This window comes from Psychroserpens sp. S379A (assembly GCF_049800755.1).
GTDB lineage: Bacteria > Bacteroidota > Bacteroidia > Flavobacteriales > Flavobacteriaceae > Psychroserpens.
Map to the genome: position 1 here is coordinate 76,003 of NZ_JBNAFQ010000004.1, position 22,650 is coordinate 98,652.

Annotated in this window: 23 protein-coding genes; 11 read left to right on the forward strand and 12 right to left on the reverse strand. The window is 30.6% G+C overall.

The genetic code is table 11. The features are described from left to right. Window positions 1-6: 6 nt before the first annotated feature. Together ACP15M_RS11035 and der are read right to left on the reverse strand one after the other, a co-directional pair. On the reverse strand, window positions 7-2,790 hold the full coding sequence (locus ACP15M_RS11035) for an outer membrane beta-barrel protein (RefSeq protein WP_425077268.1): 2,784 nt from the start codon (window positions 2,788-2,790) through the stop codon (window positions 7-9). Window positions 2,791-2,921: 131 nt separating this feature from the next. Beyond that, window positions 2,922-4,229, reverse strand: coding sequence for a ribosome biogenesis GTPase Der (der, locus tag ACP15M_RS11040; protein ID WP_425077269.1), 1,308 nt, complete (start codon window positions 4,227-4,229; stop codon window positions 2,922-2,924). Window positions 4,230-4,379: 150 nt separating this feature from the next. Here der and ACP15M_RS11045 point away from each other — a divergent pair, with 150 nt between their 5' ends. Beyond that, window positions 4,380-4,901 (forward strand): GTP-binding protein, encoded by a 522-nt coding sequence (locus ACP15M_RS11045; protein WP_425077270.1) that lies wholly within the window; start codon window positions 4,380-4,382, stop codon window positions 4,899-4,901. A 1-nt stretch (window position 4,902) separates the two neighbouring features. Here the strand turns inward: ACP15M_RS11045 and era are convergent, their stop codons facing one another. From era to ACP15M_RS11065, 4 genes are all read right to left on the reverse strand, one after another. Next, complete coding sequence (gene era, locus ACP15M_RS11050; RefSeq protein WP_425077271.1) at window positions 4,903-5,787, reverse strand: GTPase Era; 885 nt, start codon at window positions 5,785-5,787, stop codon at window positions 4,903-4,905. A gap of 124 nt (window positions 5,788-5,911) precedes the next feature. Next, window positions 5,912-6,070, reverse strand: coding sequence for a hypothetical protein (locus ACP15M_RS11055; protein ID WP_425077272.1), 159 nt, complete (start codon window positions 6,068-6,070; stop codon window positions 5,912-5,914). Window positions 6,071-6,214: 144 nt separating this feature from the next. Next, window positions 6,215-6,673 (reverse strand): RNA methyltransferase, encoded by a 459-nt coding sequence (locus ACP15M_RS11060; protein ID WP_425077273.1) that lies wholly within the window; start codon window positions 6,671-6,673, stop codon window positions 6,215-6,217. A 244-nt stretch (window positions 6,674-6,917) separates the two neighbouring features. Beyond that, window positions 6,918-7,775, reverse strand: coding sequence for a MerR family transcriptional regulator (locus ACP15M_RS11065; protein WP_425077274.1), 858 nt, complete (start codon window positions 7,773-7,775; stop codon window positions 6,918-6,920). Window positions 7,776-7,915: 140 nt separating this feature from the next. On the opposite strand from ACP15M_RS11065, the gene ACP15M_RS11070 reads away from it, so the two are divergent. The 7 genes from ACP15M_RS11070 (at window position 7,916) to ACP15M_RS11100 (ending at window position 15,007) form a co-directional block, all read left to right on the forward strand. After that, window positions 7,916-9,409: a fasciclin domain-containing protein gene (locus tag ACP15M_RS11070; RefSeq protein ID WP_425077275.1), complete on the forward strand. Its 1,494-nt coding sequence runs from the start codon at window positions 7,916-7,918 to the stop codon at window positions 9,407-9,409. A 119-nt stretch (window positions 9,410-9,528) separates the two neighbouring features. Further along, window positions 9,529-11,010: a phytoene desaturase family protein gene (locus ACP15M_RS11075; protein WP_425077424.1), complete on the forward strand. Its 1,482-nt coding sequence runs from the start codon at window positions 9,529-9,531 to the stop codon at window positions 11,008-11,010. Then, window positions 10,994-11,836 carry a phytoene/squalene synthase family protein gene (locus ACP15M_RS11080; protein ID WP_425077276.1) on the forward strand — a complete coding sequence of 281 codons (843 nt, stop codon included), beginning with the start codon at window positions 10,994-10,996 and terminating at the stop codon, window positions 11,834-11,836. The genes ACP15M_RS11075 and ACP15M_RS11080 overlap by 17 nt, the downstream gene beginning before the upstream one ends. 234 nt (window positions 11,837-12,070) lie before the next feature. Continuing rightward, window positions 12,071-12,526 carry a sterol desaturase family protein gene (locus ACP15M_RS11085; protein WP_425077277.1) on the forward strand — a complete coding sequence of 152 codons (456 nt, stop codon included), beginning with the start codon at window positions 12,071-12,073 and terminating at the stop codon, window positions 12,524-12,526. After that, window positions 12,523-13,224: a lycopene cyclase domain-containing protein gene (locus tag ACP15M_RS11090; protein ID WP_425077278.1), complete on the forward strand. Its 702-nt coding sequence runs from the start codon at window positions 12,523-12,525 to the stop codon at window positions 13,222-13,224. Before ACP15M_RS11085 ends, ACP15M_RS11090 begins: the two co-directional genes overlap by 4 nt. 6 nt (window positions 13,225-13,230) lie before the next feature. After that, window positions 13,231-13,713 (forward strand): SRPBCC family protein, encoded by a 483-nt coding sequence (locus ACP15M_RS11095; RefSeq protein ID WP_425077279.1) that lies wholly within the window; start codon window positions 13,231-13,233, stop codon window positions 13,711-13,713. Continuing rightward, entirely contained in the window at window positions 13,706-15,007 is a 1,302-nt protein-coding gene (locus ACP15M_RS11100; protein WP_425077280.1) for a cryptochrome/photolyase family protein, read from the forward strand. Before ACP15M_RS11095 ends, ACP15M_RS11100 begins: the two co-directional genes overlap by 8 nt. A gap of 264 nt (window positions 15,008-15,271) precedes the next feature. Here the strand turns inward: ACP15M_RS11100 and ACP15M_RS11105 are convergent, their stop codons facing one another. The 4 genes from ACP15M_RS11105 to ACP15M_RS11120 form a co-directional block, all read right to left on the reverse strand. Beyond that, complete coding sequence (locus ACP15M_RS11105; protein WP_425077281.1) at window positions 15,272-15,766, reverse strand: hypothetical protein; 495 nt, start codon at window positions 15,764-15,766, stop codon at window positions 15,272-15,274. 7 nt (window positions 15,767-15,773) lie between these two features. Then, window positions 15,774-16,226, reverse strand: a complete 453-nt coding sequence (locus ACP15M_RS11110) for a hypothetical protein (RefSeq protein ID WP_425077282.1) — start codon at window positions 16,224-16,226, stop codon at window positions 15,774-15,776. 154 nt (window positions 16,227-16,380) lie between these two features. Then, entirely contained in the window at window positions 16,381-16,737 is a 357-nt protein-coding gene (locus tag ACP15M_RS11115; RefSeq protein WP_425077283.1) for a hypothetical protein, read from the reverse strand. A 38-nt stretch (window positions 16,738-16,775) separates the two neighbouring features. Further along, window positions 16,776-17,513 carry a lipocalin family protein gene (locus ACP15M_RS11120; RefSeq protein WP_425077284.1) on the reverse strand — a complete coding sequence of 246 codons (738 nt, stop codon included), beginning with the start codon at window positions 17,511-17,513 and terminating at the stop codon, window positions 16,776-16,778. Window positions 17,514-17,703: 190 nt separating this feature from the next. On the opposite strand from ACP15M_RS11120, the gene ACP15M_RS11125 reads away from it, so the two are divergent. Next, window positions 17,704-17,928, forward strand: a complete 225-nt coding sequence (locus ACP15M_RS11125) for a helix-turn-helix domain-containing protein (protein WP_425077285.1) — start codon at window positions 17,704-17,706, stop codon at window positions 17,926-17,928. A gap of 77 nt (window positions 17,929-18,005) precedes the next feature. Here ACP15M_RS11125 and ACP15M_RS11130 read toward each other — a convergent pair whose 3' ends face one another. Both ACP15M_RS11130 and ACP15M_RS11135 read right to left on the reverse strand, forming a co-directional pair. Beyond that, window positions 18,006-18,443: a JAB domain-containing protein gene (locus tag ACP15M_RS11130; protein ID WP_425077286.1), complete on the reverse strand. Its 438-nt coding sequence runs from the start codon at window positions 18,441-18,443 to the stop codon at window positions 18,006-18,008. A 48-nt stretch (window positions 18,444-18,491) separates the two neighbouring features. Further along, window positions 18,492-18,884, reverse strand: coding sequence for a hypothetical protein (locus ACP15M_RS11135; protein ID WP_425077287.1), 393 nt, complete (start codon window positions 18,882-18,884; stop codon window positions 18,492-18,494). A 286-nt stretch (window positions 18,885-19,170) separates the two neighbouring features. Here ACP15M_RS11135 and ACP15M_RS11140 point away from each other — a divergent pair, with 286 nt between their 5' ends. Both ACP15M_RS11140 and ACP15M_RS11145 read left to right on the forward strand, forming a co-directional pair. Then, on the forward strand, window positions 19,171-21,762 hold the full coding sequence (locus ACP15M_RS11140; protein ID WP_425077288.1) for a UvrD-helicase domain-containing protein: 2,592 nt from the start codon (window positions 19,171-19,173) through the stop codon (window positions 21,760-21,762). Beyond that, a complete protein-coding gene (locus tag ACP15M_RS11145) occupies window positions 21,759-22,649 on the forward strand; it encodes a PD-(D/E)XK nuclease family protein (protein WP_425077289.1) in 891 nt (296 codons plus the stop codon). The genes ACP15M_RS11140 and ACP15M_RS11145 overlap by 4 nt, the downstream gene beginning before the upstream one ends. The last annotated feature ends 1 nt before the right edge of the window (window position 22,650 follow it).

Genomic DNA, 22,650 nt, shown 5'->3' on the forward strand with positions numbered 1-22,650 from the left:
TTCTAACTAATCTATGATATAAAAATCACTCGAATTTGTTTCTCCCTTAGACCCTAAACTATTAAATTTCCAACTAAAGCTTAACATAAAGTATTGTTGCAGAACTGTACTTTGTAAATCTTCTATATAATCACTTGTTGCTCTACGTCTTGCATTTGTATTTTGATTAAGCAAATCATACACTTTTAAAGTAAGTGCTGCCTTATCTTTTAACATAGAATAAGCTAATGACGTGTTCCAAAACCAAGCACTTTTTTGAAAGCCATCTGCTACATTCGGATTGTAGTTGTAGCGAATATCGTTAATCCACTCAAAACGTTTAGGTAAGTACGTTGTTGTTTTTATACTTAAATTATGATTCAGAAATTCTCGATCTTCAAATGCATCAATATCAAATGTATTATTTGTAATATTAAGTCTATAGCTTGGTTTAATATCAAAGATTTTTTTCCAAGTAAATTCTAAGCCTACATTTGGTGTAAATGAAGTAGTTTCACTTGCATATTGAACATCATTATTAAAATTAATGTTTCTAGATTTATTAGCCCATACACCTAGTCGTACTCTAAGTTTTCGAATAGAATCTAATTTTATGTTTTTGCTGTAACTCGTACTAAAACTAGCTCTATAATTCCCATTTACATTTGCATAAGTTGTTGTACGTTTTAAACTTTCGGGATCAATTGTAGTTTTAGACACCACATCGTCATCTTGTGCATCAATACTTACATAAAAAAACAATCCTGAACGCTTTTGAAAGTCGTAAGAATTAAACCCAACATACAACCTATGATTATCTGTAGGTTGTAAATTTGGATTACCAACAACTGTATTTAACGGATTAGAAACATCTTCAAAAGCTTGTAATTGTCTAAGAGTTGGTGGTCTATTTCGCAATCTATATCCTGAATAAATCGAAGATTTTTCACTAAATCTATAATTTACATAACCACTAAGTTGTAACGCTTCAAAATCTTGTTTGATATTAAACTCTGGACGTAATAAATCTGTATTCTCTAGAGTTCTTAACACATAATCTGCACCAATGGAAGCATACCATTTTTCATCATTGAAACGTAAACTTATGGCAGGAATTTGTTCAATATTTACATATTCAAAATCTGTACTTAATGTTGTATTGAATTGATTATAAGTATTAGTCACATCATCAAAATCGAAAGTACTACGCACATCTTGATCTATAGCTTTTCTATAATTATATTCAAAATCTAAAAATAGTTTTTTGGCTACAATCGGATAACGATATTTTACTTCAGATTCAAAAACGGTTGATTTACCATTACCATCTGTAAGTTGTTTTCTTTGTATAAGCTCTGGATTGTCTCCAAAAATTTGTGTTGTTGAATTTAAAAAATCATCACTTTCGGTATTTGTGATTTCATTTTCAATACCAAAACGTACAAATGCACCTCTATTTCCAAATTTTTTAGTAATGGTTAAATCATTGGTAAATGTTTTTCCGAATCTCTCAATATCAGTATCTACATTAGACTGATTGGTTAAGGTTCTTTCCTCATCTAAAGTTTCATTATATCTAGCAGATCTATTAATGGTTTTTGAATATCTAAAAGAAGGTTCGATATTAATTACAAATGTAGAATCAATTTTAATATCGTATTCCATATTTACACTATGGCTGTTGGTTTCATTTATGGTATTAGAATTTGAGTTGGAAAAAAACCTAGAATCTGATAAGGTCGTTTCACGTTGTGATGATGAGGCATTATCAGACTGACTACTAGAGTGAAAATAATCTGCCGACAAATCGTTTTTTTTATTTATAACATCTGCATAATTTGCACCTACATTTCTTGAAGTAGTAATTCCTTCTCCTCCACCAAAAGATCGACCATCAATTGAAAAAGAACCGTTACTACTAAATGAACTGCTACCACTACGACCAAACATTTTAGAGATTTCTCCAAAACTAAATCCTGGTGAATTGATATTATTACCTCCAACCAACACACTCATACGTCGATCATTATTAAAACGATTAAGCATTCCAGCAAATTCATAACGCTCGTCTGTACCTGCTCCTGCTGACAAACGTCCAAAAACACCTTTATTATTTTCTTCTTTAATGGTTAAATTAATTGTTTTATTTTCTTGACTACCTTTTTCTCCTGTTAGTGCTTCAGATTTTGTTTTGGTATCTACAACTTGAATTTTTTCTATAATATCCTTTGTTAAGTTTCGTGTTGTAATTGTAGGATCATTACCAAAAAATGGTTTTCCATTAACTAAAATCTTATTAACCTCTTTGCCATTTACAGTTATCTTTCCTTGTTCATCTACTTCTACTCCTGGCAATTGCTTGAGTAAATCTTCAACATTGGCATCCTTTTTAGTTTTAAAAGATTTAACATTAAACTCTAATGTATCTTTTTTTATGGTAATAGGTACTCTAGATTTTATAACTACTTCGTCTAATTGATTGCTAACTCGTAGCTTAATTACACCTAAATTTATAAGTGCTTTATCTATTTGTATTTCTTTTGTAAAAGGTTGAAATCCGATGTAAGAGATGGTTAGGTTTAAGCTTTTATCGTAAGTCTTATCTTCTATTTTGAAGCCTCCTTCTTTATCAGAAATAGTATATGTTACCAAACTACTATCTTTAACACGCTCTAAATAAATCGTCGCAGATTCTAAGGGTAACTGATCGCTTTCAGAAAGTAGCTTTCCTTGAATTTTAAACGTTTGAGATTGTGAAAAAACACTAAATACGGTTAAGAATAGAGTTAGGAGAAAAATTAATTTCTTCATAAGATTGATTGATGATTAGTAGCTTATTGAAGAAAACGAAGATATACTAATTTTCGTATGAATTTTCTTAATTTCTTTATAAATATCTGAATCAGAATCCAATTTTGAAACTATGAAATAACAATAGTGCTCTATTTCTTTCTCATATAAACACTAATAGGAACACCATTAAAATTAAAATGCTCTCTAAGTTTATTCTCCAAATAACGCTTGTAAGGATCTCTAACATATTGAGGTAAATTACAAAAGAATGCAAATTGCGGTTGTGGTGTTGGCAATTGCATAATGTATTTAATCTTTACAAATTTACCTTTGTATGCTGGTGGTGGATAATTTTCAATTATTGGTAATAAAACTTCATTAAGTTTACTTGTCTTAATTTTTTTACTTCTGTTTTTATAAACTTCAACAGCAGTTTCAATAGCTTTAAAAATACGCTGCTTATTAAGAACTGAAATAAAAATAATTGGGACATCTGTAAAAGGCTCGATTTCTTTTCTGATGCGTTTTTCAAAATCACGAGTGGTCATGGTATCTTTTTCTATTAAATCCCATTTATTGACTAGAATTACGATGCCTTTACGATTTCGTTCCGCTAGCCAAAATATATTTTGCACTTGACCATCAAATCCTCTAGTTGCATCAAGCACTAACATACAAACATCACAATGTTCAATAGCTCTAACGCTTCGCATTACTGAGTAAAACTCTAAATCTTCCTTAACTTTAGATTTACGTCTAATACCAGCTGTATCGACTAAATTAAATTCGAATCCGAAACGGTTGTATTTGGTATCAATAGCATCTCTTGTGGTTCCAGCAATATCTGTTACGATATATCTATCCTCACCAATAAGTGCATTTATAAACGATGATTTTCCAGCATTAGGTCGACCTACTACAGCAAAACGAGGTAACTCATCAAGTTCTTCCTCCTCTTCTTTTTCTGGCAAAGCTTCAACCAAAGCGTCTAACAAATCACCTGTTCCACTACCATTAATACTTGCAATGGTATAATATTCACCTAATCCCAAAGCATAAAATTCAACCGCATCTTCTGCACGCTTTCCGTTATCTACTTTATTGACTGCTAAGAAAACAGGCTTATCAACTTTACGAAGTAGTCTCGCTACATCTTCATCCATTCCAGTGACACCAGTTTCAACATCAACCATAAAGATGATCGCATCTGCTTCGTCAATAGCTAATTCGACTTGCTTATCAATTTCGGCTTCAAAAATATCATCACTTCCTTTTACATATCCACCAGTATCTATTAAAGAAAACTCTTTTCCATTCCAATCACTTTTGCCGTAATGTCTATCTCTTGTGACACCACTAACAGCATCAACAATCGCTTCACGACGTTGAATTAATCGATTAAAAAATGTTGACTTTCCAACATTTGGCCTTCCTACAATTGCAACAATATTACTCATAATTACGTGTTTTACTATGCATTACATATCCTGTAAGCGACTGCAAAGATACTAAATAAGTAATGACGTTAGACGAATTTTACAGTAAACATGAAATCAATATATAAATTGAATAAAAATTAGTATTTTGATTTATTATTTTTTATCAAAATGTCTAGAACTACTAATGAGATTATATTAAGGCCTCGATTTAGATTTCATGTGAACCATGACCATGAAATGCTTTTAAAATTGTTTGAAAATCAAAAAACAACACAATCAAACTTTATCGTTTCGCGTATTGACGATCATATTTTTATAAAAATCCCTAAGAATAAACAACATTTTTGGTCGCCTCAATTGCATATAGAAATCAATAAAGAACTAGATCGAGAAGGCAGTATCATCTATGGATTATTTGGACCAAATCCAACGGTTTGGACCTTATTTATGTTTTTTCATTTTATCATTGCAGGCTTATTTATTGCCTTTGCAATTTGGACTTATGTAAATTGGACTTTAGAGACTAGTTATGCAATTCAATTATCTGTCGCTTTACTCACAATAGTCATTTGGTTTGCTTTATATTTTGGTGGACGTATAGGAAAAAAAACGGGTATGAGTGAAATGCATGATTTACATCATTTTATGCGTGACACCTTAAGAAGTAAAGGTATTCATGCTGAAGCTTAAATCATTTCTGATTGTACCCAAAGCGTTTTAATTGGCGTTGATTACTTCTCCAGTTCTTATTGACTTTTACATAGAGTTCTAAATGGACTTGTTTTCCGAAGAATTTCTCTAAATCCTTTCTAGCTTCTACTCCAACACGTTTTAGTGCAGAACCTTTATGACCAATAATGATGCCTTTTTGAGTGTCGCGTTCGACCATGATAACAGAACGCATTCTGATAATATTTTCTTCTTCAAAAAACTCTTCAGTATCTACCTCAACAGCATAAGGAATTTCCTTTTTGTAGTGCATTAAGATTTTCTCACGGATGGCTTCATTTACAAAAAAACGCTCAGGCTTATCGGTTAACTGATCTTTTGGGTAAAATGCTGGAGATTCTGGTAACAATTCGATAATGCGATCAAATACATTTTGAACATTAAACCCTTGCAGTGCTGAAATTGGAAAAAACTCAGCATTTGGGACTTTACTTTGCCATAATTCAGCCTGTTCTTCTAATTGCTCTTGATTAGAATTATCAATTTTATTAAGCAGCAACAAGACTGGAATTTTAGAGTTTTTGATTTTGTTAAAAAAGGCTTCATCTTTCAATTCCTTTTCGCCAATTTCTACCATATAAATGAGTACATCTGCATCCTCAAAAGCCGATTTCACAAAATCCATCATGGACTCTTGAAGTTCGTAAGCTGGTTTAATAATACCAGGTGTATCACTTAAAATAACTTGAAAATCTTCTCCATTGACAATTCCTAAAATACGATGTCTTGTCGTTTGTGCTTTTGATGTAATTATGGATAACTTCTCGCCAATAAAGGCATTCATTAATGTTGACTTACCAACGTTAGGATTTCCAATAATATTTACAAAACCTGCTTTATGGCTCATAGTACAAATTTAAATCTAGCGACAAAGTTACAACCTTTATCAAATATTAAATAACTTATAAGTGCCCGAAATAAAAAAAGCCTATGAGATTTACTTCATAGGCTTTTTTATTATAACTTATATTTTACCCTAGTCCTCCTGATCCTCCTGGATCTGGTGGTGATGATGCCATTGCTTTTTTAGGGTTTAATACAATAAATGTTCCTATTGCTGTTAAAGCTGCATACTTTCCCATTTTTTTCAAGGCATCTTTTCTGGTAATTTGATCTTCTTGTGCATTCATTTCAAATAGGATTAATTTAATTACATTATTAATAAATATATTAAAAAAATTCTAATTATCATCATTTAAGAACAATACAGCTTTAATATTAATAAAAAGAAACTCTGAATTCTTGTAAAATTGGTCTTTATAAAAGCTCCAAACTTATGATCTAGGTTTATCTATTCCTCTATCATACATCACAATACTTCCAGCTACAGATACATTTAAACTCAATTGCGATTTGAATTTGATTAAAAAGTGACTTTTTTTAATTGCCTGTTTTGACAAACCATGATCTTCTGCTCCTAAGAGATATACACAACGTCTTGGATGATGGAAGGTTTCTAAGTCATCAGCTTCATCAGTTAATTCTACACCAACCAAACGAGTTCCTTTTGGTAAATTGTTGAAAAAATCATCAAAAGTTTCATAATGAAAATAAGGCATTGACTTAACCGCATTATGAGTATCGCAAGCTTGTTTAGCATAACGATTTCCAATGGTAAAAATAAAACTAGCTCCAAGATTTTGAGCTGAACGCCAAAGAACACCTAAGTTTTCTGGAGTTTTTCCGTTTTGAATACCAATTCCGAAGAATTCGTTTTTGAAATTATCAATCATAAAACAAAAATAAAAAACCTCCTTTAAAGATGGAGCTTTTGATTTTCAGATTAGCTACAAAGAGGCCATAGATTCATTCTCAATATTCTTAATATTTCACATATCTCCTTATCATATCTTCATCTAGATCTACAGTATTCACAAATTATTCATCATAAAAAAGTTTACAAGCACTTCTATTATTTTAAGATTTGAAAAAAATCAATTAAGAATACACAAAACCCAACAATAAAATTAGAATATACTACTTCAAATATTCTATTAATTCTTTAGGAGCAAATAATAGCTTAACATTTTCTAGCTCAAATTTATCATTGTTATCAATATTGCCCGCCAACAAAATAGTTTTGTCAAAATCACTCGATATTTTATTCAAAATATTTACAGCTTTTTCTTTAGCTAAAGTAACAACGATGGTTAATAACACATCAGGTTTAGTTATTTTAATTACTTGATTGATATTAGTGGTTGGCACGTTCTGTCCTAAATAAAAAACTCTCCACCCAAGATTTCGAGCAATATAATACGCTAATAATAAACCTATTTCATGGTGTTCACCTTCAGGTAAAAATAGAACTATTTTTTTTGCATTTGTTTCAGGCTGTGGTAAAGCGTCCACCTTAGAAAATATTTTTTTGCGTATAATACTAGAAATAAAATGCTCTTGAGCAGGCATTATTTTGTTAGTGCCCCATAAAATCCCAATATGCACTAAAAAAGGATACAACAATTCTGTAACTGTATCTAACAACCCAAATTTCCTTATGTTTTCATTTAAAATATCTTCAAACAAATTCTCATTCATTTCAATCATACTAGCAGATAGGGACTTAATGTCTATATCTTTATCATCATTCTTAGAAAGTTCGGTTACAATATTATGAATCTCATCAATGGTCATTTTATCAATCTTTGAAATCCTGTAACCATGACGAATTAAAATACTAATATTCAAAAGTTTTTTTATTTGATCGTCAGTATAAAACCTAATATTAGTTTCAGTTCGTTTTGCTTCTAGAAATGAATATCTACTTTCCCACTTCCGTAAAGTATGCGCACTAATATCTGTTAAAGCTACAGCTTGAGCCATTGAATACTCCATATTGTCTAAGTTTAATTAACACAAAATTATACAAATATTTTAAACCAAAACAACATTTTGTCTAACTTTTTTAAAATTTTATTTGACAATTAAAATATAAAACATATATTTGTCTAAGTTTAACTACAAATAAATTAGACATGAAAAAATTTACTGCTTACCTAATGACTATTCTTTTGGTCATTTTCACATTTCAATCTTGTGACAAAAATGACGATGATGGTGTTATGATGACATCAGCAATGAATATTGTTGAAACTGCTCAAAGCTCATCAGACCTTAGCAATCTTGTAGCCGCTTTGTTAAAAGCAGATGAAAGTTCGGAATCTGATTTAATAGGGACTCTAAGCGGATCTGGACCGTTTACAGTTCTAGCACCTACAAACGAAGCTTTTACCTCTCTTTTAGCAGGTTTGGATAACTACAGTTCTTTGGATGACTTTTCTTCAGAGGAAGACAAAGCATTATTGGCTACTATATTAAAATATCACGTGATTTCGGGAGCTGCTGTAGAATCTTCAGCTTTAACTAATGGGCAAGAAATCTCAACCGTACAAGGAGAGATGCTAACTGCTAATGTTGGAACAGACATATCATTTACTGATGCAACAGGTATGAGTAGTACGGTTTTAAGTGCCGATATTGAAGCAACAAATGGAATAATTCATATAATAAATAAAGTCTTAGTGCCACAAGAAGTTTTGGACATCATAAATCTAGGAACTTTAGTTGACGTAGTTATTAACACCGAGGCACTTTCAAATTTGGAAGCTGCCGTGATTAAGGCTGATTTAGTAGACACATTAAACGGAGACGGACCATTTACAGTTTTTGCTCCCACAGATGACGCTTTTATTGCCCTTATGGATGCACTTGGTGATGACTTCAACAGTCTTGATGATTTTGATACAACTGATGAAATTGCCCTACTAAGAAATATATTACTATACCATGTTATTCCAGCTGAAGTAACTTCAGATATGCTTAGTGCTGACCAAGTACCTACTGCTTTAACAGGTAATAATATTGAAGTAATTGCTTCCAATTCTACATTTGTGATTGGAGACGCAAGTGATACAGATGCTAATATTACTGGAACGGACATTATGGCATCCAACGGAGTGGCTCATACAATTGATAAAGTTCTTCTACCTCAAGAAGCTGTAGATTTTGTTAATTCGTTAAGACCAAACATTGTTGAGCTTGCGCAAGACACGGCCGATTTAAGTTCGCTGGTTGCTGCACTAGCTCAAGCTGATGCAGGACTTGTGGATTTATTACAAACTGATGGCCCATTTACAGTATTCGCACCTACAAATCAAGCATTTTCAGATTTGTTAGATGATTTAGGTGACGATTACAACAGCCTTGCTGATTTTGATACCATTGAGGAGAAAGAACTTTTAGCAGACATATTGAAATATCATGTAGTAACAGTACAGGCATTGTCTACAGACTTATCTGATGGACAAATGATAACCACAGCTCAAGGTGAAGATATAACCATATCGTTGACAGGTGGAGTTTTTGTTCAAGATGCAACTGAGAGTGATGCCGAAGTAACAGCTCCTAATATTTTAGCTAGTAATGGTGTAGTTCATGTCATTAATAAAGTATTATTACCTGCTGAATAATTTATCATACTAAAATATTCATGTTAGGTTGATTTGGTTGTTTGGTTGATTTGGAAAGCGGCAGTTGCTAAAACTGCCGTTTTTAAAATCATTTGTTTTAATTTAAACTAAACTCAATGTTGAAAAAACACATCGTAATTATAGGATCAGGATTCTCTTCACTTTCTGCGGCTTGCTATCTAGCAAAATCAGGCTTTAAAGTCTCTGTGCTAGAAAAAAACAATACAATTGGAGGCAGAGCAAGACATTTAACTAAAGAAGGGTTTACCTTTGACATTGGACCAACATGGTATTGGATGCCAGATGTGTTTGAAAAATTCTTTGCAGACTTTGATAAAAAACCATCTGATTACTATAAATTACAAAAACTATCACCTGCCTATCAAGTATATTTTGGTAATGAAGATTCAATAACTATTCCTGGAAATCTAAAAGACATATATAAAATATTTGAAAAAGAGGAAAAGGGAAGCTCCAAACATCTAAAATCGTTTTTGAAATCTGCTGAATACAACTATGATGTATCAATAAATGATTTAGTTTATAAGCCTGGAGTTTCCCCTTTGGAATTAATTACACCAGTAACTATCGGCAAAATTTTTCAGTTTTTTTCTACCATTCGAAAACAGGTTCGAAAGAAGATAAAAAGTAAAAAGCTTATTCAAATTTTGGAGTTTCCTGTATTATTTTTAGGAGCAAAGCCAAGTAATACTCCTGCTTTTTACAATTTTATGAATTATGCAGATTTTGTTTTAGGAACTTGGCATCCTAAAGGAGGAATGTATAAAGTTATTCAAGCCATAGTTACACTGGCTACATCTTTAGGAGTTGAATTTAAAACCAAATCTAATGTCCAAGAAATTAAGGTAGATTCAACAGGAAAAGCAATAGGAGTTGTGGTAAATGATGAATTTATAGCTGCTGATATAATTTTAAGCGGAGCAGATTATCATCATACAGAAACATTATTACCAAAGAACTACAGACAATATTCAGAAAAATATTGGAATAACAAGGTCTTTGCTCCATCTGCACTCCTTTTTTACGTAGGATTTAATAAAAAACTAGAAAATGTTTGTCATCACACCTTATTTTTTGATACTGATTTTGATATACATGCAAAGACAATTTACGACACTCCTAGCTGGCCAGAAAACCCTTTGTTCTATGCAAGTTTCCCATCCATAACTGATGACAGTTTTGCTCCAAAAAACAAAGAAGCAGCTACATTTTTAATTCCGTTAGCACCAGAAATTAAAGACACACCAAAAATTAGAGAGAAATACTTTGACATCATAATAACACGATTAGAGAATTTAACTAATCAATCTGTCAAAAAGGATATCATTTTTAAAGAAAGTTATTGTGTAAAGGATTTTAAAAAAGATTATAATTCATACAAAGGCAATGCTTATGGACTGGCAAATATTCTCTCACAAACAGCATTTTTAAGACCAAAAATAAAAAGTAAAAAAGTAAAGAATTTGTTTTTTACAGGACAACTTACAGTTCCAGGTCCTGGAGTACCACCTTCTTTAATATCGGGCAAAATCGCTTCAGATTTAATTTTAAAAACACACAATCATGAAACAATTATTTGATGATGTTTCTTATGAGTGCAGTAAAATAGTTACGAAAAGATACAGCACTTCATTTTCTATGGCAACAAAAATGTTATCGCCAAAAGTTCGTATCGCTATATATAACATCTATGGCTTTGTTCGGTTTGCAGATGAAATTGTAGATTCTTTTCACGATTATAACAAAGAAGAATTATTAACACAATTTGAGAAAGATTACTATAAAGCTATAAAAGACGGAATTAGTTTAAACCCAGTTTTAAATTCATTTGTTCATACAGTAAAACAATATAATATTTCTAATGACTTAATAGATGCTTTTCTAAATAGCATGAAAGCAGATTTACACAAGAATAGTTATAAAACTGAAGCCGAGTACAAAGCTTATATTTATGGTTCTGCAGATGTTGTAGGTCTTATGTGCCTTAAAGTCTTTGTAAATGGAAACCAGCAAAAGTATGACGAACTAAAGGTTGCTGCCATGCGATTAGGATCTGCGTTTCAAAAAGTGAATTTTTTACGAGATTTAAAAGAAGACATAAACGTATTAAATCGCAGTTATTTTCCAAATATAAATTTGGGCAAGTTAGACTCACATTCTAAAGAATTAATTATAAAAGATATTAAATCAGATTTAGATTATGCCTATCAAAATGGAATATTAAAACTTCCCGTTGATGCTAGGTTTGGCGTTTATATCGCTTATCGGTATTATTCACGATTACTTAAAAAACTTAAAAAAACTCCTTTTTCAGAAATCATGGAAACAAGAATTAGAATATCCAATACTATGAAAATAAATTTGATGGCTAGAAGTTACGTGAAGTATAAACTAAATTTAATATAAATGAGAATTATTTTTTCTCAATTGTTATTAATCCTTGATAATATCAACGACTCGACACCAGATTTTGTAAAAAACATCATCAAGTTTCGGGAAGGCTAGTTTAAGTATGAAATTGCATATGATTTCATTAAAAATCAAGCAGTCAAAATATAATGCTCTACCTTGAGTGAAATTAAGAACTAAAAAAAGAGTACCTGATTATTTAAATTTTTAGATTAAGAAAAATACACACTTATGATTTGGCTATACTTTTTAGGCACAACTATAATAACCTTTATAATAATGGAAGGCGTTACTTGGTGCACCCACAAATATGTAATGCATGGTTTTGGTTGGTATTTTCACAAAGATCATCACCAACCAGGTTACCCACATACTTTTGAAAAAAATGATACTTTCTTTGCTGTTTTTGCTACGCCTTGTATCCTATTGTTTTTTTTGGGGCTTAGACCGCAACTAAACTACCTGTTTTTTGTTGCATTAGGTATTCTATTTTATGGAATTGCTTACTTTTTAGTGCATGATGTGTTAATTCATCGCAGATTCAATTGGTTTAAAAATACTAATAATAGATACTTGAAAGGGCTTAGAAAAGCTCATAAAATTCATCATAAGCATTTGGACAAACCTAATGGTGAATGCTTTGGGATGCTATTTGTTCCTTTTAAATATTTTAGAAAAAGACAGTGAATCAATATTTGTACCTCATATTAGATTTAGGGAGTTTAAGTATTCCATTATTGTATAGTGTTTTTGAGAAAAAATTTCACTTTATTCAATTTATTAAGGCAAGTTTTTTTAGCATCTTATTTGTGGCAATTCCTTTTTTAATTTGGGATGTCTTATTTACTAAATATGGCATTTGGGGATTTAATTCAGATTATCACCTATCTATTAAATTTTTTAATATGCCATTGGAAGAATGGTTATTTTTCTTTTGTATCCCTTATGCCTGTCTCTTTACTCATGAGGGTATAAAATATTACTTCCCTAACTTAAAACTATCAAAATCAGCCACTTTAATCATAGGCTCTTTATTAGTGTTAATCGCTTCTTTCTTGCTTGTCCAGAATTTTGGAAAATGGTACACAACTATAAACTTTTCATTATTCTTACTATTAATTCTATATAGTCTAAAGTATCAAGTAGAATCCCTACGTGTTTATTTTCCAAGTTTTTTAATAATCTTAATACCATTTACCCTTGTCAATGGTGTTCTCACCGGGAGCTATATTGAAAATCCTGTGGTTTGGTATAATAATAACGAAAATTTGGGTTATAGGATACTTACAATTCCGCTAGAGGATGTTTTTTATGCTTTTACTATGCTCTTCTCTGTACAACTGATTTTTAATAGATTAAAAAAGTTTTATAAAAGAAAACAATGATGAAAAATGATTGAAATCAATAAACATTCTGGTATTTACACATTAGAGACTAAGCAAATATTAAACGTTTCTTTAGAAAAGGCATGGATTTTTTTTAGTTCACCTAAAAACTTACAAAAAATCACACCTTCCCATATGGGATTTGAAGTTACTTCTAAGGTTGATGCAAAAGCCTATCCTGGTCAAATATTAACCTATAAAATTGGAATTCTTCCGTATATTAAACAAAATTGGGTTACAGAAATTACGCGAGTAAAAGAGCAAAAGTATTTTGTTGATGAGCAAAGATTTGGTCCATATAAAATGTGGCATCACGAACATTTTTTTGAAACAATAGCTAATGGAAAAACTTTAATGAAAGATAAAGTGTCCTATAAAATACCTTTTGGTTTTTTTGGACATTTTGCACATTCAATTTTCATAAAAAAACAACTTACATTTATATTTAAGTATCGACACAACACCTTAGAAAAATTATTCAATGCATAATAAAATATCTATTTTTTGGTTTAGAAGAGATTTACGTTTAGAAGATAATACTGCTCTTCATTTTGCATTAAACTCTGGAAATGTTGTATTACCAATATTTATATTTGATGAAGAAATCATAGATAAGCTACCAAAAGATGATAGCAGAATTACGTTTATCTATGATACTTTAAAAGAATTGGACACTAAGCTCAAAGCATTTAATAGTTCGATACAAATCCTAATTGGCAAACCAACTGAAGTCTGGGAGAACCTCTCCTCAAAATACAAAATTGCCAGTGTGTTTTTTAATAAAGACTATGAACCCTATGCCATCAATAGAGATGAAAAAATAAGCAACATTTTATATTCAAAGGGTATTGATATATTTTCTTATAAAGACCATGTTATTTTTGAAAAAAATGAGATCGTAAAAAAAGATAAAACACCTTATACAGTATATACACCTTATAAGAATGAGTGGCTAAAAAAATTCAATCCATCTGAAGATATTAAGCTGTACGATTGTGATAAAAACAGATCAGCATTTTATAATTTAAAAAGCAACTTCCCTAGTATGGAGAATTTGGGTTTTAAAAGAAGTATTATAAAAGTAAAACCCTATAATCTAGAAGATTTATCTAATTATCATAATGTTCGTGATTATCCTGCATTAAATAAAACTTCCAGTATATCTCCATATTTGCGTTTTGGTCTACTAAGTATTCGGCAAGTAGTAAAAATTGCTTTAAATTTAAACAAAACCTTTTTGAGTGAATTAATTTGGAGAGAATTTTTTATTCAAATTCTATATCATTTCCCAAAAGTTGTAACTCAAAATTTCAAACCGAAATACAATAATATACTATGGCGAAATAATGAGTATGAATTTGAAATGTGGTGCAAAGGACGAACAGGCTACCCAATAGTTGATGCAGGTATGAGAGAATTAAACCAAACAGGTTATATGCACAACAGAGTGCGTATGATAACAGCTGGTTTTCTTTGCAAACACTTGTTAATTGATTGGCGTTGGGGTGAAGCTTATTTTGCGAAAAAATTACTAGACTTTGAATTAGCCTCTAATAACGGAAATTGGCAATGGTCTGCTGGATCTGGTTGTGATTCTGCACCATATTTCCGAATTTTTAATCCAATGACACAAATAAAAAAATTTGATAAAAATTTTGATTACATACAAAAATGGGTTCCTGAATTTCAAGAACTAACATATCCAAAACCAATAGTGGATCATAAATTTGCTAGGGAAAGATGCTTAATGGTTTATAAAAATGCTTTGAAATTAGAACTTTAATAACGAGAAGAAAAGATTTTTTAAGGAAAGAATCTCTGTTGAATCAAAACAAATAGTACTAACAAAAGTAACGAGTGTCGTGCCTATGGTGCACTTTAAATGCAACAAGCCTTCACATTTCTATGAAGGCTTGTTTTTACTAGTAGCGGGAACTGGACTCGAACCAGTTCCTTCTCTACATTGATTATTAATTTCTTACAAATGCTACTTAAAAAAGGTTACCTAATAGTATGCCTTTTTAACCTCCTTTATTCTGTTTTAAATTTAAATGTTTTGATTAAATTTTTCAATAAGCTCAATTGTAGATTCGAAATCCTTTCCGTCTATAAATAACCCTATATCTTTATTTAGATAAGAAAATATCTTTAAGTGATATTCTTTATTGTCTCCCAAATAGTCCAAGTAGTTTACAGAAAAATGGATTAATTCCTCATAGTAAAAGTTTTCATTGGTACTTAGCCATTTCTCTAGCTTTTCAGTATCATTTTTGATGGAAGTGTAAGTCTCTAATTGTTCTTTACAATAAGGTTCATACTTATAGTATCTGGATACTTCTTCTAACTGTTCAAATAAATCTACAAACTTATCTTCTGCTGTTGCATAATTGGATATAGCTGGTAATTCGCCTTCTCTAATAGATTTGAAATGATTGTATTCATCTTGATTTTTGAGTAACCAAAATTCAACTTTATCTATTGAAATTATACTATCAGCAGAGAGATATATTAATTCATTAATTCCTGAAAGAGATAATCCCATGTTTTAATCAAATCTTATCTTGAATAAACAACATATACTCCTCCAAGACATTATTTTCTCTGATAAGAATTTCGTATGATTTATAATTAAACGTTGACATTGTCCATGAGTTTTCTTGATATTCAAAGTCTTCCTTGTAGTTTTCAAGTTCTTCCTTTATATATTTCAAAAGTAAGCCCTCACCTGCTTCAACAATACTAACGTCACCGTCAAATTCCTTAATAACCCAAATAGTTGCTTTTTTAGTATTCTTATTATAATTAAGCCCATATTCATATGCTTGATGTTCTTCATTAGTTTTAACAAACTCAAAAAACCTAGACTTTAAAAAATAATCAACTTTCTCCCCTGCATTTTCCTTTAAGAATATAATATCTTTCAATTTGAAGGACTCTTTTTCTTGGGAAAAGAAAACCATAGGCATTAAAATTAATAAGAGACACAAGTATATTTTTTTCATGAACTTTAATTTTTGTTAATGATTGTTTTTATTCAAAAGTAATTAATTATCATATATGATAACTTTAAAGAGAACAACTTTTTGCTAACATAATAGAGATAAATTTGGGTTGGTGGTTATGGATATTGTTAATGAATTTTTGGAATTTTAATATTTATTTGAATTTTAAATATTTAAAATGAGTTATAGAAATTGTAATTAAACTATCAGCATAATGGATAGATATGATATTTCCATTTTCTGCTAGTACAGAAAAATCCAAGTCATCTCCTTTAGCCCATTTCAATTCTATAATGCCTAATATATCAGCATTAAAATAAAGTGACAATTCCATTGATGATTGAATACCATACTTCTTAATAGAATCTTGGGTTAATTCATATTTTATAAACTCAAAATCATTAACACTTACTACCACTCCTTCATTTAATTCAAATTCATAGTTTTCGAATTGTTCTCCTATTCTAAATGGTAGTTTAATTTCCATAGTGTTAGAGTATAAAAAAACCACCTGTTTAAAAGGTGGTTTAAGTTTTGATTGGTCTTAGCTTATTGTACTGTAAAAGAATCTTCAGAAATGTTATAAGTAAAGACTTCATTATCTTCAATGCTTAATGAACTATTTAAAAACAGTATAGTATTAGTCTCAACATCTTTTATCTGAACTTCATATATAACACTATCTTCATAGCCAGTAACATCATATTCAAAACCAATGATATTAAAAGACTCTAAATTCAAGTTTTGAATAATGTCTGTATTAGTTTGTGAATTTACTGTTTCTGTGAAAACTTGACCATTTTCATCATCTGAATAATATTCAATTACAAGAGGATATTGTTGACTAGAAGAACTCTCTCCAGATATTCTAATTTCATACTCTTTAACAGTAGGTGGTAAATCATAATTATCTGAACCATCTCTAAAATAATCCCCCTCATAGGCATTATCATTTGGGTTTGAGGTTTGGATAAACTCTACAATATTATCAGTAATAAATTCTACTCGTTGAACAAAGGTTAGTGTAACTCCTTCTGGAAAAATCATAGTCATAATATCTCCATTGAAACTATATGTTCCTGTCTCTGTTAAAAAATCAAAGTCAGCTCCACCACTCCAATAAGAATAAACCACCTCTCCATTTTCATTGAATGTAAAAGAATTATTAGTTTCTAACCCCACTAATAAAGGATTACCAAAATACCATTTCCCTACTATTTGTGAATCGATTTGATTAGCATCACTAGAGTCATCTGATGAGCTACAAGCAACTACTAAAAATGACATTAATATTAGGGTTAGTTTTAAAATTGGTTTCATTGTAAAAAATTTATAGTTAATAATTTGTTTGGTGTGTTGATTAAGTTTTGATTGACTGAGATTCTGTACAGTTAAAATTCAAAAATAGCTATTTATCATATATGATAACCATCTAGTTATCATAAACAACAACTTTGTGTGTCACTAAGATACACTAATGACAGATAAAAAACAGCTTCAAATTGCTATAGGCAAAAGGATTAAATCAATTAGAGAAGAAAAGAATATCTCTCAACAAGATATTGCTGGTCTTTGTAACATTGAAAAATCCAACTTTAGCAGATTAGAAGCTGGTAATACAAATCCCACCATTTATACGCTTAGCAAAATAGCAGAACATTTAGGGGTATCTCTTAAAGATTTAGTGGATATGGAAAATTAAAAAATGGCTATTAATATATATCTGAACAATTCTTAATTGTCATATTTATAGCCTTAAAGAATGGTTTGTAAATTCATTCACATTTTTGATTCATCTACAAAACTATAATATCCCTCTCTTGATAGTATAATATGGTCAAGGACTTTGACATCTAAATAGTTTCCTGCTTCTTTAAGTTTTTGTGTCAACCGTATATCAGCTTCACTAGGTTTTAAATTCCCTGATGGATGGTTATGGGCTATTATTATACTTGAAGCGTTACACTTTAAAGCTACACTAAAAACCAACTTAGCATCTACTACTGTACCTGACACACCTCCTTTTGATAAAGGATAGATTCCCAAAACTTGATGGTTTCTATTTAGCAGTAACACCTTAAATTCCTCTTGTAACTCAATGATTTTCTGAGACCAGCAAGACAAAAGCAGTTCATAACTATCCTTACTGTTAGTAATCTTTACTTTATCTCTATTACCTGAAGTATAAGAGACTTTTATTTCCTGTATTGTATTCATAATTCAAAAAATAAATGCCCAAAACTATAAGTCTTGGGCATGTTGATTTTAACTAGATAGTAATGGATGATGTTCCTCACTTGCAGTTTCACTAGGAACAAAATCGTCTATTGTGGATTCACTCATATCATTTCTTCCTGATGATGTTTCAGGAACATATTGATATCTATGAGATAATTGAATAATTTCACCTGTTTCCTTGATTGTGTAGTCATAAGGGTCACATTCAATTTTGGCTATTTCACCAGGAATTTCACTTCCTAATAATGCCTTACAGGTTTCTTCATCAAATGTTGATGAAATGGATGCTTTTCTTGCAGTAGCGTAGAAGTTATTAGTTTCTCTACTCTGCACTAATTCTACACCACCTTGAATGATTAAAGCAAAGAACACATTGCCTTCATCAGATTCTCTTTGTTGATAGTTTACAATTCGTACCATGATTTTAAAATTTTTGAGTTGAACATTTCTTTTCGTAAAACAACATCTTAAACTATCAGAAAAGGAACAGCTATCACCTTGTTCATTTTTTCTTGACGACTAAAAAATTTTGTTTTACTCACAGAGGGGTGGGGATTCCCCTTTGCTCAAGTATGGGTGGGGGTGTTGAGAAGGTGACTCGTGTTTGAATTATTCTTACCAGAAAAAAATTTTAAAAAAATTTTCATTGAAGAATTAAATATGTAGATTTATGCATTCTCCCTGATTTATTTACACCAATTAAAAAATGAATAAAAATTTCTCATTGGAAACCCTGTGGGCTGAAGTTAATTTCACTCCAAACAAATCTCAAGAAAAAGCTATTAAGTACACAGAAGGTGCTTTATATTTAACAGCAGGTCCTGGTTCTGGAAAAACGAGAGTTTTATTATGGAGAACTCTTAACCTTATTGTTTTTCATAACATTAAACCTGATGAAATAATGCTTACAACTTTTACAGAAAAAGCAGCTCATCAGCTAAAAGAAGGTCTTCAATCTCTTTTAGGATTAGCAAGTAATCATACTGGTCAACAATATGATTTAGCTAGTATGTATATTGGAACTGTTCATTCATCATGTAATAGATTAATAGGTGACAGAAGGTTTTATTCTAACAGGAAGAGAAATAAAACAGTAAAAACCATAGACCAGTTAGAACAATATTTCTTTATTAAAAGACACTCAATTTGGAATAGGTTATTAAATGCAGGAAATATTGACACTATAGAAGTAAATGCATATTTTCAAAAAGTAAAACCAAAATACCCTAATAAACACAAAGCAATTATAGATTGTATTGCTCTTTTTAATAGGTTTTCAGAAGAAAGATTAAACATAAAGGATGCTTTAGATAAGACAGATGAAGTAGATACTCTCTTCTCTATTTTAAAAATGTATGAAGAATATAGAACTATCCTTGTAGAAGACGAGAATCTTGAAAGATGTGATTTATCTTTAATTCAAAACAAGGCTTTAGAAGTTATTGAACAGTTTGAAGATGCATCAAAAATCTTCAAATACATAATTGTTGATGAATATCAAGATACTAACAGCATACAAGAGCAGTTGTATTTTGCACTAGCTGGAAATAAAAACATTTGTGTTGTAGGTGATGATGACCAAGCTCTCTATAGGTTTAGAGGAAGTACTGTAGAAAATTTTGTCGAGTTCCCTGCTAGAGTAAAAAAACATCTTAAAATTGAAACTAGAAAAATACCTTTATCAATTAATTATAGGTCAAAAAAGAAAATTGTTGACTTCTATAGTGGGTTCATTGAACAAGAAGATTGGACTAAAAATGGAAATGTTATGAGTCAATATAGAGTTCATGACAAAGGAATAGTTGCAAATTCAACTGATGAGAGTGTTTCTGTAATATCAGTTGAAGATGATTGGATTGACCAAACAGCATTATTCTGCAAAGAACTTATTGAGAACAAAGTTGTAAGTGATGCCAATCAAATAGCATTTCTCTTTCCTTCCTTAACCAATACAGATGCTCAGAGAACCATTCAGACATTAAGAGAAGAAGGCTTAAATGTATATGCTCCCAGGGCAGGAAGATTTTTAGAAGGACAAGAAGCAACTGAACTATTTGGTGTTTTTGCAAATGTATTTGGGCTACCAGACTCTTCTGATTTTTCTGGGTTTGAATTTAATAAATATAAGGCATGGATAAGAGAGGCTGAAAATATTGGTTCTGATATTATTGATAGCGATTCTGATTTAAAAAATTTTATCAATAATAAACGACTTCAACTACAAACTATACTAAAAGACTATGAAAGTTTACTAAGGGTTGTAGAAAAAAATAAATGGGAATTAGAGGATGATTTTAATTTGGAAAAAATGAGAAGAAAATTAGCTGAAGCTAATAATCTTTCTGATAGTGCAAGAAATGCAATATTAAGTCCTTATTTGGCTAGGATTGTAAATGACAGACTCAATGATGACGAACTTAAACCATTTAAGCTATCTCAAATTATAAACAGAGCAACCTCATTAGATTGGAGTCTGCTTGATTTATTTTATCAAATAAGTGGTTTTAGTCATTTCAAAAACTACTTTGACTTAGCCCAAAAAGAAGGTAATGAAGCCCCTATTTGCAACCTATCAAAAATAACAGAGTACTTAACTAAATTTATGGAGCTTTACTCTTCTATCCTATCTGCTAGTTTCTTACATGATGAAGGATTTGTTAGATTATTCTTTTCATCTTATTTATATACGATTTTTAGAATGGGAGAAAGTGAATATGAAAATGATGATGACCCATTTCCAAAAGGAAATATTCAAGTACTAACAATTCATCAATCTAAAGGATTAGAATTTCCTGTAGTTTTTATGTATCCTAAAAGAAGAGAATTTAAAGATGCAGATATTAAAGAAGTTATAATTAGAAATTTAAAAGAAGTTGATGGAGAACCATTAGAAAAGATTGGAAGATTTGATTTAATGAGAATTTTTTATGTTGGACTATCAAGGGCAGAGAAATTATTAATACTACCTAAATTAATGCCTATTAAATCTCAAAAAGGAAGATGTATAATCTCTTACATTAATAATACACTTTCTGAGACTAATGCCCAAGACATGCAAAGTTTTGATAGTAGTACACTAAACATAAATAATATAAAAGAATCTGCTCTTACAAAACCATATTCTTATACAGCTGATTATTTAGCATATGATAGATGCCCTAGGCAATATATGATATTTAGAAAGTATGGTTTCATTCCATCAAGAAGCCAGACAATGTTTTTTGGTTCTTTGGTCCATAATACCATTGAAGATTTACATCAATTTTTAATTTCTAAAAGAGAAAAACAAGAAGCATGAAAGATGAATTAAACTTATTGAAAAAAGATAAGGCAAGACTAAAAGAGCTTCAATATCTAGTTGAAATGGAAGAATGGATTACTGAAGAATATGAAGCAAATTATGAAAGATTAAGACTTGAAGGAGGACATGCTCTTTCTCCTGAAGTAAAAAGACAGGGTCTTTTACAAGTACTTATGTACTTTAGAAAAATGAGAGAAGTTGCTGAAACTGTAACAGAAACAGAAGTTAAATTAACATTACCAGAGCAAACCTCACCCAAAGGAAATAAATTTACAATTGAAGGCGTGGTTGATATAATTCGAGAAAAAGACTCTACAACGATGTATGATGTTAAAACTCATGATGCTGATTATGTTAAAGCCAACAAAGAAGATTATATAGACCAATTGAATGTTTATACCCATATATGGCAAAATCTTAGAAATGAGACATTAAATGGCACAGCCATTATTGCAACACAATTCCCCAGAACATTAAAAAAAGCAATTGATGCTGATGAGGAAGAAAAGCTAATAAGAGAATTAGAAAAATGGAATCCAGTAATTCCTATCCCCTTTTCTCAAGAAAAAGTTGAAGATACAATAAACAAGTTTGCATGTGTTGTAGATAGAATTGAAAACAGAGAATTTCACCCACCTAGTGTAGATGAATTACAAGAAAGGATTAAGGGTACAAAACAGAGATTTGCAACAAGAGTTTGCAGAAACTGTGATGCCAGATTCTCTTGTGATGCTTATAGAGAATATGCTCAAAAATCAAGTTCTTTTAGTGGTGGTTTTGCTCAATATATAAATGATTTAGGTAATTCAGATGAAGTTGAAAATTTCACTAATACAAATGCTTTTGAAACACCACCACCAAATGATATAAACGACTTAATTTAAA